The organism is Vibrio sp. 1078-1 (assembly GCF_033340475.1).
Genome location: NZ_JAWOWM010000026.1, coordinates 1 through 13,331 on the forward strand (window position 1 = coordinate 1; position 13,331 = coordinate 13,331).

The window sequence follows — 13,331 nt, forward strand, 5'->3', positions numbered from 1 at the left end:
GGGTGTAGCTCCAATTGGCAGAGCAGCGGATTCCAAATCCGCGTGTTGGGAGTTCGAATCTCTCCACCCCTGCCATATATCAGGCTCTGACTTAGGTCAGGGCCTTTTTTGTATCTGGTTTCTTCTCATTATTACAGCTTATTTCTACTCTTATCCCGTAAGTATGGCTTTCTGCTGTACTTTGGCAGCATTTAATCTACTGAACGAACGAAACTACAGTTAGCTGTAATGATCAGTGGCCCGAAATTTTAATAATAAAGGGGAATCACTATTTATATTTAGTTACACTCAACCGATCTGGATTAATGAGTAACTATGTATGGATATATCTCGTCGACGCTTTCTTCAATCATCCTTAGCAATCTCCGCGCTTACCGTTCTACCTGCATGTTCTCTATCTAGGAGCACTAATAAGCAGAGGCAATATATATACGATATCACTGCAGAGCCTTCTACTGCAGAATTTATCCCTGGGTTTAACACAGACGTACTCGCATTTAATGGTTCGATTCCAGCGCCTACGATTCGTTGTCGCCAAGGCGAGAAAGTTATAATTAGGTTTACTAACAAGCTTTCAGAGCCGACTACAATCCACTGGCATGGCTTGCGAATCCCTATTGAAATGGATGGTGTACCTTTCTTAAGCCAGCCGCCTATCATGCCGGGTGAAACATTCGCTTATGAATTTACACCGCCAGATGCAGGCACGTTTTGGTATCACCCCCACATGAATAGCGTTAAGCAACTTGGTATGGGCTTAGTTGGGCTAATTATCGTTGAAGAGGCTGAGCCTGTTCTATTTGATGAAGAACAGGAAATAGTTCTAAAGCATTGGCATTTAGACAAACAAGGTCAGTGGAAGAACCTTATGGTACCGCGCTTGAGCGCTCGTATGGGGACTCCCGGAGAGTGGAGTAGCGTCAATGGTGTGCATGAACCTGTTTATACGCTGAAGCAGAATGCTACCACGCGATTAAGAATTGCTAATGTCGATAACACCATTACTTACCCGATCGCTATTGAAGGTGCAGAGGCTTGGGTTATCGCTATTGATGGTAACCCTGTTAAAACGCCTTACAAGCTCACTCAGCATAAAATTGGTCCAGGAATGAGGTTAGATGTCGGATTGATTGCTCCAAAGGCTGGAAAACGTGTTTATGTGCGTCAAATGAAAGGACGCTTCCCATTCCCTTTGTGCGAGTTTGACGTTGTTGAGTCTGATCTGTCGAACAACCAGAAACTGCCTTTATTACCTCTCAACCCTGTGCCAGCTCTCGATTTGAAAAATGCAGAGCAAATCGATTATGTGTTTGAGTGGGAGGGGGCGATCACTCCTGCTGATAAATCGGGCAAAGCGATCCCCCAATTCTGGCTGATGAACAAACGGGCTTGGGAGGGAATGAGCAAAGATAATATTCCAGCGCCGCTTTCAACATTGGAGATGGGAAAAACCTATATCTTCAACCTAAAGAACGTCACCCAATATCATCATCCTATTCATCTTCATGGACACACATTTACGGTTCTTGAGTTAGATGGCAAAAAACTCGACGAACCGTTTCATACCGATACGGTCTTACTTGGAAAAAACGGCAGTGCGAAAGCGGCATTTGTTGCAGATAACCCAGGGCGTTGGATGTACCATTGTCATGTAATTGAACATATGAAGACGGGTTTGATGGGTTACATTGAAGTAAAGTGACTCCCGTAACTTTTAAAATCTTGATAAGTTTTAAGCGCTATACTTTGCTGAATTCTAAGATTGTATAATCACTATTGCCGTAAATTTGATTACAATGTCGCCATTAACTTTTCTGGGGGAATTATGGGACAACTATCCGTTTTGGGTTTTATTGCATTGGGTGGTGCATTTGGTGCATGTTCTCGTTACTTAATTTCTGAACTTTGTGTCATTTTATTGGGGCGTGGTTTTCCATATGGTACGTTAACCGTTAACGTTGTTGGCTCATTTATGATGGGCTTATTGATAGCAGCTTTCGATAATGAACTTTTGGCAACGGAACCTTGGCGACAAGTGATTGGCTTGGGTTTTTTAGGCGCACTAACGACGTTTTCCACCTTCTCGATGGATAATGTTTTGCTTATGCAGCAGGGCGCTTTCTTTAAGATGGGGTTGAACGTATTGTTGAATGTCGTGTTAAGTATTTCAGCTGCGTGGATAGGCTTTCAATTATTGATGCGCAGCTAGCAAAGTAGTTAAAAATTGAACAGGTCGGCTTGGTTTCACCAAGCCGTTTTTATATACTGACATCACTTGTCGGAGTGCCATAAGGCTGAGACCGTTAATTCGGGATCCGTTGAACCTGATCAGATTAGAATCTGCGAAGGGAACAAGAGAAGATATTCACACCGGAGTTCTTTCTGGTTGATCTATCAAAAGTCGAATGTTGTTACAGGCAAATATCGTAAGCTTTAACTAGCCTTAATTTGACTCCTCTTGTCGCATCTATCCGCCAAGCATTTTTATCCAATTACTTTTTATCTAGTATAACAAAGCAAGGAAAAATGCTATGTCGAGTCGCAAACAAGCGAGACTGGAAGCAAAACAGTTCATTGATACACTCTCGGTACAACCGTACCCCAATTCAAGCAAAGTCTACGTAGAAGGCTCACGTCCAGATATTCGTGTGCCAATGCGTGAAATATCACTCGCTGATAGCCTTATTGGAGGCACAAAAGAAGCGCCTATTTTCGAGCCTAATGAGCCAGTACGCGTTTACGATACCTCGGGTGTATACACAGATCCAGAGCACACCATAGACCTCTATAGCGGCTTACCTAAGCTGAGAGAAGGGTGGATTGAAGAGCGTGCCGATACTGAGCTACTTGATGAAGTAAGCTCGGTGTACACCAAAGAACGCTTAGAAGACGAAACACTAGACGATCTTCGTTACGGTAATCTACCACGTATTCGACGTGCCAAAGATGGCCATTGTGTGACCCAATTGCACTATGCTCGCAAAGGTATTATTACCCCAGAAATGGAATATATCGCGCTGCGTGAAAACATGGGGCGTGCCAAGTATCGCGATGAAGTGCTGAATCAACAGCATCCGGGTCAAAGCTTTGGTGCGAACCTACCAAAGGACATTACTGCAGAGTTTGTGCGTAAAGAAGTCGCCGAAGGTCGCGCTATTATCCCTTCTAATATCAACCACCCAGAATCCGAACCAATGATCATTGGGCGTAACTTTTTGGTCAAAGTGAACGCCAACATCGGTAACTCATCGGTCACTTCTTCGATTGAAGAAGAAGTAGAGAAACTAGTGTGGGCGACGCGCTGGGGTGGCGATACCGTTATGGATCTCTCTACTGGACGCAATATTCACGAAACTCGCGAGTGGATTCTACGTAACAGTCCGGTTCCGATCGGTACCGTGCCAATGTACCAAGCGCTTGAGAAAGTGAACGGTGTTGCGGAAAACCTTAACTGGGAAGTGATGCGCGATACCCTGATTGAGCAAGCAGAGCAGGGCGTTGACTACTTTACTATCCATGCCGGTTTACTACTTCGTTATGTGCCAATGACTGCAAAACGCGTTACTGGCATCGTCTCTCGTGGTGGTTCTATCATCGCGAAATGGTGTTTAGCGCATCACCAAGAAAGCTTCTTATATACCCACTTCCGAGAGATCTGTGAAATCTGTGCTAAGTATGATGTGGCACTTTCTCTCGGTGATGGTCTGCGTCCTGGCTCGGTGGCCGATGCTAACGACGAAGCGCAATTTGCAGAGCTTCGTACCCTTGGTGAGTTAACCAAGATAGCGTGGGAATACGACGTACAGGTGATTATCGAAGGTCCTGGTCATGTTCCAATGCACATGATCAAAGAGAACATGGAAGAACAGTTAGAGCACTGCCATGAAGCTCCTTTCTATACCCTTGGCCCATTGACGACAGACGTTGCTCCAGGTTACGACCATATTACTTCAGGTATTGGTGCTGCCATGATTGGCTGGTATGGCTGTGCGATGCTTTGCTACGTCACTCCTAAAGAGCATCTTGGTTTACCAAACAAAGAAGACGTGAAAGTAGGCATGATAACTTACAAGCTTGCTGCGCACGCCGCGGATTTGGCGAAGGGACATCCTGGTGCACAAGTTCGTGATAACGCGCTTTCTAAAGCTCGCTTCGAGTTCCGCTGGGAAGACCAATTCAACTTATCACTCGATCCAGATACCGCGCGCGCTTTCCATGACGAAACCTTGCCTCAAGAGTCTGGAAAAGTTGCTCACTTCTGTTCGATGTGCGGGCCAAAGTTCTGCTCGATGAAGATCTCGCAAGAGGTTCGAGAATATGCGAAAGACACAGAGCAAGTTGCTGCGGACCAAGCTATCTCAATCAAAATGCTGGATGACCCTCTTGAGGGGATGCGTCAGAAATCGCAAGAATTTAGAGAGTCAGGTTCTGAGCTATACCACCCAGCAGCACATGCCGAGGTGAGTGACTAATGAGCAAAATCCTTATTCCGTCATCGTTGATTGAACTGACAGGTTTAGTTCAGCAATGTTTGTTGTTGGCGAAAGAACAGGGTTTTTGCATTGAAGACATTGAGTTGGGTGTGAGCCCAACTCAATCTATTCAGCTTGTTCGCGGCCAACAGACCACACACATAACGACTGATCTCATTGATGATTATGACTCTGAGAATGAGAGTTCATTTGTGCTCTATTACCGCTCTGCTTTATCGGTAGAAGCGTGTGCTAAGCAACCGTCGAAAGCGATTCATATTGGCATTGCTGATACGCAGGTATCCGATGAAAAGGAGAAAGTGTTTCAGCTTGATATCTGGCGTCACCCAATTAACAACGAAGTGAGAGCGCTTTCCGTTAAGTCCAAATTCAACGCAATGTTCAATCCTGAACATCACCTTGCTTGGATAGTAACGCTGACAGTACTCGATTTTCCTATCGAAGATGCGTTAACACTTGCTCGAGGAATGCTAACTCAGCAAGCGAATGTTTCACGTGAAACACTGTTGAATGACAACCTTGATGAGGGAAGATCTACTCGGTGGGCTGACCAATTTGATGATTTCCCCACACCTGTACTGGAGGATAACCGACTAGGTATTCAAGTTGGTTGGTCTGCACAAGGCGAGAGCGTTAGCTTTCCAACTCTGACTAAGCAAAGTCTAGGGCTCTACCCAGTCGTTGATGACGTTGCTTGGATTGAGCGTTTACTGCCACTAGGCATCAACACTATTCAACTGCGAATCAAGGACCCACAACAAGCCGATTTAGAACAACAGATCATTCGAGCAATTGAGCTAGGTCGTCAGTATCAAGCACAAGTGTTCATCAATGACTATTGGCAGTTGGCAATCAAGCATGGCGCTTATGGTGTTCACCTAGGACAAGAAGACATAGAAGAATCGAATTTGGCTCAGCTAACTAAAGCCGGCATTCGTCTTGGTCTTTCTACTCATGGTTATTATGAGCTACTGCGCATCGTACAAATTCATCCTAGTTACATCGCGCTAGGGCATATTTTCCCAACCACCACAAAACAGATGCCATCGAAACCACAAGGTTTGGTGCGCTTGTCTCTTTATCAAAAGCTGATTGATAGCATTCCTTACGGAAACACAGAGTTGGTTTTCCGTCCCGCAAAAGACAAAGCAGGTAGTGACTATGTGCTTGGCTTTCCGACGGTCGCGATTGGTGGCATTGACCAATCTAATGCAGACCAAGTTTGGCGCACAGGCGTCTCTAGTTTGGCAGTTGTGCGTGCTATTACGTTGGCAGAATCACCTCAGTTCGTTATCGAGTTTTTTGCACAACTGATGAAGGAAAGACAGCTAACGTTTACTGATCAGAATAGTGAGTTGGCGCTTAGTAAGAGAGGCGAGCATGCTCACGGATAAGCAGTTCCTTCGCTATCAACGTCAAGTCGCTCTGCCAGAAATTGCCGAAGTTGGGCAAGAGCGTTTGAGCAAATCGCATGTGCTGATCATCGGTTGTGGTGGATTGGGGAGCGCAGCGAGTTTGTACTTGGCGTCAGCGGGCGTTGGTAAATTGGTTGTAGTCGATGACGATGAAGTTGATAGCAGTAACCTACAACGTCAGATCATTTATCGTGAACAAGACCTCCAAGTTGCGAAAACAAAAGCGACTGTAAAGCAACTTACTGAACTTAATACTATGGTTCAAATTCGTGCTATCAATAAGCGATTAGACAAAGCACAGCTTCAGCTTGAGGTGATGCTAGCGGATGTGGTGCTCGACTGCACCGATAACATGCCAACGCGTCAGCTAATTAACCAAGTTTGTTTCGAGCAAAATACGCCACTCATCTCAGCGGCGGCAATTGGTTGGCAAGGGCAATTTGCTGTCTTTGATTACCAAACACCAAGTGAACAAGAAGTGCAGAGTAAAGCCTGTTACCGCTGTTTGTATCCGTTTGACGAATTACCACAAAGTCAAAAATGCAGTGAGAGCGGTGTTGTCGGCCCGGTAGTGGGCACACTTGGTAACTACCAAGCGATAGCGGCAATTCAAAAACTGGCGACGGGAAAGTTTCATGTCGAGACTGCCAAGTTGCATCTGTTTGATGGGTTGAAACTGCAATGGCAAACCATGGCGATAAGCAAAGACAAACAGTGCCAAGTATGTGCTCAGATTTAGCTTACGAGTATACGAGTAATAGGCAGAATTAAGAGAGTTGGAAGCAATGACGTTATCAGAACAACAAACAACACAAATGACCGCTGCTGACTTAGATGTGATCACTATTGTCATCAATGACCAGTCACATCGAGTTGCCAGTGAGTCGAATCTACAGCAAATCATTAGTCAATTTGCGCTACCAGAAAAGGGCTGCGTTTTTGCAATTAATAACAATGTTGTGCCGCGCAGTGAGTGGGCTAGCACAGTTCTTTCACAGGGAGATAGTATCTCTTTGTTTCAAGCGATCGCAGGGGGTTAAAGTCGATGCTTAAAATTGGTGATAAACAATTCGAATCAAGACTGTTCACGGGAACCGGGAAGTTTGCCAACAGCCGATTAATGGCAGAAGCGATTCAAGTGTCGGGATCTCAACTTGCGACTATGGCGTTGAAGCGTGTGGATGTGAACGACCAACAAGACGATATTTTGCTGCCGTTAGTACAAGCGGGTGTGAACTTATTGCCAAACACATCAGGTGCAAAGAATGCTAAAGATGCTGTGTTTGCTGCACAACTGGCGCGAGAAGCGTTGGGTACTAACTGGCTAAAACTGGAAATTCATCCAGACCCGAAGTACTTGATGCCAGATCCAATTGAGACACTTGCAGCCGCTGAACAGCTGGTTCGTGAGGGTTTCATTGTCCTTCCTTATTGTCATGCTGACCCGGTTCTATGTAAACGATTGGAAGAAGTAGGCTGTGCTGCAGTCATGCCATTAGGTGCGCCGATCGGTTCTAACAAAGGGATAGTTTCTCACGATTTCCTAGAGATCATCATCGACCAAGCTAATGTTCCTGTCGTTGTTGATGCGGGTATTGGTGCTCCTTCACATGCCGCGCGTGCGATGGAAATGGGCGCGGATGCCGTGCTCGTCAATACAGCGATTGCAGCTTCGAGCGATCCCGTTGCGATGGCGAAGGCATTTAAGTTGGCGGTAGAGTCCGGGCGTATGGCTTATGAAGCTGGACTTGCCGGTAAGGTTTCTCATGCGGTTGCGTCGAGTCCACTGACGTCATTCCTAGATGAGCTTTAGTCCTAGATTGGTTTAGCTATTAAGCGAGGAAAACATGAGCTTCGTTGAACAATTTAAGCAGCTTAATTGGGATGACATCTCGATGTCGATCTACGCGAAAACGGCACAAGATGTCGAGCGAGCATTGAATAAACCCAAGCGTGATTTGGAAGACTTTAAAGCGCTAATTTCACCAGCGGCTGAAGCGTACTTAGAGCAAATGGCGCAGCTGTCATACTCGGCAACTCGCAAGCGTTTTGGTAATACCATGTCGCTTTACATTCCACTGTACCTTTCTAACTTGTGCGCCAATGCTTGTACTTATTGTGGCTTCTCTATGGAGAACAGAATCAAGCGTCGTACTTTGAATAGGGACGAAGTGGCTGCAGAAGTTGAAGCCATTAAACGCATGAAGTTTGATAGCGTATTGCTGGTGACTGGCGAGCACGAAACTAAAGTGGGTATGAAATACTTCCGCGAAATGGTGCCTATGATTAAGAAGCGCTTTAACTATTTGGCGATGGAAGTACAGCCACTTGATCAAGACGAATACGCTGAGCTCAAGACATTGGGTTTGGATGCGGTGATGGTCTATCAAGAAACGTATCATCCTTCGACTTACGCCGAGCACCATTTGCGTGGCAACAAGATGGATTTCGAATACCGATTGGATACACCCGATCGTCTTGCAAAGGCGGGCATTGATAAGATAGGTATTGGTGCTTTAATAGGATTGGAAGAGTGGCGAACAGATTGTTTTTATGTGGCAGCGCACTTGGACTATCTTGAGCGCACATATTGGCAGACTCGTTACTCAATTTCTTTCCCACGTTTACGTCCTTGTAAGGGCGCGCTCCAACCCAAATCAGTCATGACGGATAAACAGCTTGTGCAGTTGATCTGCGCTTATCGCCTGTTGAATCCAGAAGTGGAGTTGTCATTATCGACTCGTGAATCACCAAAGTTCAGAGACAATGCATTACCGTTAGGAATCACCAGTATGTCTGCTGCATCTAAAACTCAGCCGGGTGGTTATGCGATGGATGATGTTGAACTCGAGCAGTTTGAGATCAGTGATGAGCGAAGTGCGGGTTCTGTGGAAGATATGATTCGAGCCAAAGGCTTTGATCCTGTATGGCGAGATTGGCACTCGGCGTATTCTGGTTAATCAGCAAATAAAGACACTGGTCATCGTTATGTTTCACGTGAAACATAAGTAAAGAAAAGAGGGTTGATGCAAAACATCAACCCTCTACTTTTTTCTAGCTTCTAGCTTCTAGCTTCTAGCTTCTAGCTTCTAGCTTCTAGCTTCTAGCTGTGTGCTACTGGTAGCGTTGCTTGACGAAGCCACTCTTTCACATCACCCTCAACAAGTGGGCTGATCTCATCCCATACCTTCTGATGGTAATCATTCAACCAAGCAAGCTCTGGACGAGTTAGCATATCAACATTGATGTTGCGCTTGTCGATTGGACAGCGTGTTAGCGACTCGAATGACAGAACAGGGAAGTCACCGTTAGTTGGGGTTTCAACAACAAGCTCTAGGTTCTCGATACGGATACCAAACGCATCCGCACGGTAGTAACCTGGCTCGTTGGACAGCACCATGCCTTCTGTTAGAGGCACGTCGATTTGCTTCTTCGAAATGCTTGCTGGACCTTCATGAACACTTAGGAAGTGACCAACACCGTGACCAGTACCGTGATCGTAATCGTAGCCCTCCGCCCACAGGTGCTGACGAGCTAGCGTATCGATTTGGTAACCACGTGTGCCTTTCGGGAAACGTGCACGTGCAACACCGATGTGGCCTTTTAGCGCGAGAGTGAATTGTTTAATCATCTCTTGTGAAGGCTGACCGATCGCGATGGTACGCGTGATGTCTGTCGTGCCATCTAGGTACTGACCGCCTGAATCCACTAGGTAAAGTGTGTTCAGTTCTAGCTTGCCAGGTTCAGGTTGGTTCTCGTGATTATAGTGACACATCGCCGCGTTGCCACCTGCTGCCGAGATAGTATCGAAGCTAAGATCCATAAGTGTCGGGTCTTCGCTGCGGAACGCTTCCAGTTTGTCTGCCAGCGTCGCTTCATCATGCAGGTTACCCGCAACGACTTCAGCATCTAACCAAGAAAGGAACTTACTCATCGCTACGCCATCACGGATATGACATGCTTTCATGCCTGCGATTTCAACAGCGTTCTTTGCTGCTTTTGGCATTAGGCATGGATCAGCTTTACTCACCACAGATGCGCCAGCGTTTTGTAGAACCAGCTTAAACCACGCGTTACTTGTCGCAGGGTCAACCAGTACATTCTTGCCAGTTAGGTTTTCTAGTCGTGCTTGCAATGCTTCTGGGTGATGAACCGTCACGCCGGCACCAACATGAGCGTCAAACTCAGCAGGTAGACGAGCAGGATCTAGGAAGTATTCCACGCTTGAGTCTGAGTGCAGAATCGCGTGAGAAAGAAGAACTGGTAGACGTGATACATCTAGACCACGAACGTTGAGCAACCAACAGATAGAATCAAGTGCTGTGATCACCGCGCTGTCTGCGCCGGCTTTTTTCACGAGCTCTGCGATTTCTTGGCGCTTACTTTCACTTGATTGACCAACCGCTTCTGTTGCCATTAGGCGAACGTCAGAAACCACAGGAGCAGGGCGGTCGTGCCACAGCTCATCAATTGGGTTGCTGTCGAGAATCTTAAGCTCAAGTGCGCCAGCAAGTTTTGCTTGTGCCATGTCTAGCCAAGCAGCGTTGTGCATGCGAGGGTCGATTGCCACAGACGCGCCATTTGCAAGATGGTCTTTAATCCAATCTAGTGCAGGCTCTTCAATCAAGTGACGGTATTCGAATAGATCAGCAGGAACCTGCTTTATTACTTGTACTGTGTAGCGACCATCAACAAAGATAGCGGCTTTGTCTTTGGTGATTACCGCAGCACCAGCAGAACCAGTAAAGCCAGTTAGCCAATGTAAACGCTCGTTGTGCGCTGGTACGTATTCGCCCAAGTACTCGTCTTCATGTGGGACAAGTAGGGCATCAATATTATGTTGTGCTAGCCATTCGCGAATTGCATTCACGCGGCTTTGGGTATCGTTGTGCATCTGTGTTATTCCTTCAAATTACCGCTCCTTCATGCTCAGGTGTGGGAGCTGTTTCCATCTGCTTCATGCAGTTTACGATTCCATTGAGGTTCGCAATCACTTCAATAGAGTCGGAGTACAACTAGGCCATAGATGAGCCAAAAAGGACTACGACAGTTAAGCTACTCATTTTAGCCGCTAAGCGCAAATTGAGTGCGGTGTTTTTATCTAAGGTGATCGGTTTTTTGTGTGATCATCGTACGTAGCCAGCCTAATGCAGGGTCGTTTTCTCTATCTCGGTGCCAGAATAAAGTGTAAGCCATAGGTGGGAATTCTAACGGTAGTGGCAGCACGACCAAATCAAGCTGTTTGGCCGCAAGTTGCACAAAATGACTTGGCGCAGTAAAGATAAAGTCGGTGTATGAACATAAACTTGCGGCACTGTTAAAGTCGGGCACAGTGACGGCAATATCGCGGTCGGCGCCAATATCTGCAAGGCGATAATCTAGCAACCAACGGTCGTTGCCATCACAACGCACCTGTACATGGCGTAGGGCGAGATAGGCTTCCAGATTCCAAGGTTGTTTTAGCGCAGGGTGGTTTTTGCGAATAATGCACATTTGGTAATCACGATAAATTTCCAACTCGCAAATGTCATCGGGTGGTTGAAGAGTCAGCTTGGCATCGTTTATATCGATATCTTTTCCAGTTAAGCCTAAATCCAGTTCGCCGCGTTGAAGCATTTTAAATGTATTATCCGACCACGGGTGTGTGCTAATTGTCACGCCAGGTGCTTGTTGAAAAATCGCCGGTAAGAAATGGGGTAGAATGAGAGGGTAGACACTCTCTACCGCTGCTATTTGAAAACGGTATTCACTGCTTTGCGGAGAAAACTCTTCGGGTTGAGTCAGCACTTCTAACTGATTTATCAACAGATCCAGTTTCGGTTTAAGAAACAATGCGCGCGGCGTAGGTGTTAATCCATGTGAGTTTCGAGTGAAAAGAGGGTCATCAAATTGAATGCGCAGTTTAGCCAGTGATTTACTTACGGCGGATTGGCTTAAGCACAATCGGTGGGCCGCACGAGTAACGTTTAACTCTTCAATCAGCACTTTAAAGCAGACCAATAGATTTAAATCGATACGAGCCAGTTTTTCGACGTTCACAGTGAATTTCCTCTGAGGAATAATGCTCATGATTATACATCATTTCCATTCATATCATCAGATGATTAAGCTTTACCCAAAGTTCTTTATCCAATTCGGAGTGTTGTGTGTCTAGCCAGTTTTCTAATAGTAAAAAACAGATGGCGTTATTGACCCTTTTGGTTCTTTTCAGTCCTTTAGCGATTGATATTTATCTACCTGCTTTACCTCTTATTGCTTCCACTTTTCAGGTCGATAATGCGCTAGCACAAGACACGATCACTTGGTTCTTATTTGCTATGGGTGTTGGTCAGCTATTCGCAGGTCCCCTAGCAGATAAACTCGGACGTCGAACTGTTGCATTGGGCGGTATCACCATTTACGCGATGAGCGCTTTATTGGCGTGGAGTGCTCAAAATATTGAGTGGATGTTGGTTTCCCGACTGCTACAAGGCTTAGGTGCGTGTGCGACATCGGTAGCAGCCTTTGCAACAGTTCGCGATATCTTTGGCCCGGAAAAAAGCGGCAAAATGATCAGCTACCTTAACGGTGCGATTTGTTTCATTCCGGCTTTAGCTCCAATTCTAGGTAGCTGGTTAACTCAGCAATTTGACTGGCGTGCTAACTTTAGCTTTATGGCGGGTTTTGCTGTGGTGTCTGGATCATTGATGTTTTTCATGATGAAAGAGACTAACCCGTCAACAGAAAAGCAAGCCGTGTTTAAGCTTAGTCGGTATTGGGCAGTGCTTAGCACACCATCTTTTGTTTTCCATGCGTCATTATGCTTGATGGCGATGGCGGTTATTCTTGCTTACGTTACCTCAGCACCGTCGGTATTGATGACGGGGATGGGGCTGTCGATGAATGAATTCACTTTCTGGTTTGGTGTAAATGCGGTGATAAACATTGCGGCATGTATGCTGGCGCCTAAGTTTATGGAGCGCGTTGGAACTCACAACACCTTGGTCACCGGGATCTCAACTCTGGGTCTCGCAGGTGTGATCATGCTAGTGATGAATGGTCAGAATACCGCGCTTTCTTTCATGTTACCTATCTTTATGTCTTCTGTAGGTTTTGCATTCATTCTGGGTGCAGCGGCAGGGAAAGCGTTAGAACCGTTTGGTGATAAGGCGGGCACGGCAGCTGCACTGCTTGGATTGTTCCAAATGAGTGGCTCTGGTTTGTTGGTGGGTACACTGCAACGCTTATCTCTGGATCCACAAACCTTGATCGCAATTCATATGTGGGTCCTATTACCTGCGTTGGTCGTTCTGTTTACAAAAGCAGGGAAGAACTGGCACTCGAGCTTTGCGAAAGCGTAAATCAGTGTAATTTAGTATTTTCCAATGTAAGTAAGGCGTGTATATTTGTCACTCAGACTTTTCCTGACACCATAACGGAACTC

The 13,331-nt window shown here is 46.1% G+C and carries 11 protein-coding genes and 1 riboswitch; of the genes, 9 read left to right on the forward strand and 2 right to left on the reverse strand.

Going from position 1 to position 13,331, the window contains the following annotated elements; all coding sequences use genetic code 11:
• Window positions 1–319: 319 nt before the first annotated feature.
• The 8 genes from R7190_RS24255 (at window position 320) to thiH (ending at window position 8,868) form a co-directional block, all read left to right on the forward strand.
• Entirely contained in the window at window positions 320–1,702 is a 1,383-nt protein-coding gene (locus R7190_RS24255; RefSeq protein ID WP_132937344.1) for a multicopper oxidase family protein, read from the forward strand.
• A 123-nt stretch (window positions 1,703–1,825) separates the two neighbouring features.
• The gene (gene crcB, locus R7190_RS24260) at window positions 1,826–2,209 is read left to right on the forward strand and encodes a fluoride efflux transporter CrcB (protein ID WP_005378811.1); all 384 of its coding nucleotides are present in this window, start codon (window positions 1,826–1,828) and stop codon (window positions 2,207–2,209) included.
• Window positions 2,210–2,269: 60 nt separating this feature from the next.
• Window positions 2,270–2,368, forward strand: a riboswitch (TPP riboswitch).
• 163 nt (window positions 2,369–2,531) lie between these two features.
• Window positions 2,532–4,472, forward strand: coding sequence for a phosphomethylpyrimidine synthase ThiC (gene thiC / locus R7190_RS24265; protein ID WP_005378810.1), 1,941 nt, complete (start codon window positions 2,532–2,534; stop codon window positions 4,470–4,472).
• Window positions 4,472–5,887, forward strand: a complete 1,416-nt coding sequence (locus R7190_RS24270) for a thiamine phosphate synthase (protein ID WP_186584586.1) — start codon at window positions 4,472–4,474, stop codon at window positions 5,885–5,887. Before thiC ends, R7190_RS24270 begins: the two co-directional genes overlap by 1 nt.
• The gene (locus R7190_RS24275) at window positions 5,874–6,647 is read left to right on the forward strand and encodes a HesA/MoeB/ThiF family protein (RefSeq protein WP_017821777.1); all 774 of its coding nucleotides are present in this window, start codon (window positions 5,874–5,876) and stop codon (window positions 6,645–6,647) included. The genes R7190_RS24270 and R7190_RS24275 overlap by 14 nt, the downstream gene beginning before the upstream one ends.
• A 46-nt stretch (window positions 6,648–6,693) precedes the next feature.
• Window positions 6,694–6,948 (forward strand): sulfur carrier protein ThiS, encoded by a 255-nt coding sequence (gene thiS / locus R7190_RS24280; RefSeq protein WP_017821778.1) that lies wholly within the window; start codon window positions 6,694–6,696, stop codon window positions 6,946–6,948.
• A 5-nt stretch (window positions 6,949–6,953) separates the two neighbouring features.
• The gene (locus R7190_RS24285) at window positions 6,954–7,721 is read left to right on the forward strand and encodes a thiazole synthase (protein ID WP_005397059.1); all 768 of its coding nucleotides are present in this window, start codon (window positions 6,954–6,956) and stop codon (window positions 7,719–7,721) included.
• Window positions 7,722–7,755: 34 nt separating this feature from the next.
• Complete coding sequence (thiH, locus tag R7190_RS24290) at window positions 7,756–8,868, forward strand: 2-iminoacetate synthase ThiH (RefSeq protein WP_005386233.1); 1,113 nt, start codon at window positions 7,756–7,758, stop codon at window positions 8,866–8,868.
• Window positions 8,869–9,011: 143 nt separating this feature from the next.
• On the opposite strand, the gene R7190_RS24295 is transcribed toward thiH, so the two are convergent.
• On the reverse strand, window positions 9,012–10,802 hold the full coding sequence (locus tag R7190_RS24295; RefSeq protein WP_132937341.1) for an aminopeptidase P family protein: 1,791 nt from the start codon (window positions 10,800–10,802) through the stop codon (window positions 9,012–9,014).
• 203 nt (window positions 10,803–11,005) lie between these two features.
• Window positions 11,006–11,947 carry a LysR family transcriptional regulator gene (locus tag R7190_RS24300; RefSeq protein ID WP_005378791.1) on the reverse strand — a complete coding sequence of 314 codons (942 nt, stop codon included), beginning with the start codon at window positions 11,945–11,947 and terminating at the stop codon, window positions 11,006–11,008.
• A 107-nt stretch (window positions 11,948–12,054) separates the two neighbouring features.
• Between R7190_RS24300 and R7190_RS24305 the strand changes: the two genes are divergently transcribed.
• Window positions 12,055–13,248: a multidrug effflux MFS transporter gene (locus tag R7190_RS24305; protein WP_005382927.1), complete on the forward strand. Its 1,194-nt coding sequence runs from the start codon at window positions 12,055–12,057 to the stop codon at window positions 13,246–13,248.
• The last annotated feature ends 83 nt before the right edge of the window (window positions 13,249–13,331 follow it).

What these genes read in the sequence shown, in the direction of transcription:
- R7190_RS24255 (WP_132937344.1), top strand. Translation starts at nt 320, where the DNA reads ATGGATATATCTCGTCGACGCTTTCTTCAATCATCCTTAGCAATCTCC.
- crcB (WP_005378811.1), top strand. Translation starts at nt 1,826, where the DNA reads ATGGGACAACTATCCGTTTTGGGTTTTATTGCATTGGGTGGTGCATTT.
- thiC (WP_005378810.1), top strand. Translation starts at nt 2,532, where the DNA reads ATGTCGAGTCGCAAACAAGCGAGACTGGAAGCAAAACAGTTCATTGAT.
- R7190_RS24270 (WP_186584586.1), top strand. Translation starts at nt 4,472, where the DNA reads ATGAGCAAAATCCTTATTCCGTCATCGTTGATTGAACTGACAGGTTTA.
- R7190_RS24275 (WP_017821777.1), top strand. Translation starts at nt 5,874, where the DNA reads ATGCTCACGGATAAGCAGTTCCTTCGCTATCAACGTCAAGTCGCTCTG.
- thiS (WP_017821778.1), top strand. Translation starts at nt 6,694, where the DNA reads ATGACGTTATCAGAACAACAAACAACACAAATGACCGCTGCTGACTTA.
- R7190_RS24285 (WP_005397059.1), top strand. Translation starts at nt 6,954, where the DNA reads ATGCTTAAAATTGGTGATAAACAATTCGAATCAAGACTGTTCACGGGA.
- thiH (WP_005386233.1), top strand. Translation starts at nt 7,756, where the DNA reads ATGAGCTTCGTTGAACAATTTAAGCAGCTTAATTGGGATGACATCTCG.
- R7190_RS24295 (WP_132937341.1), bottom strand. Translation starts at nt 10,802, where the DNA reads ATGCACAACGATACCCAAAGCCGCGTGAATGCAATTCGCGAATGGCTA.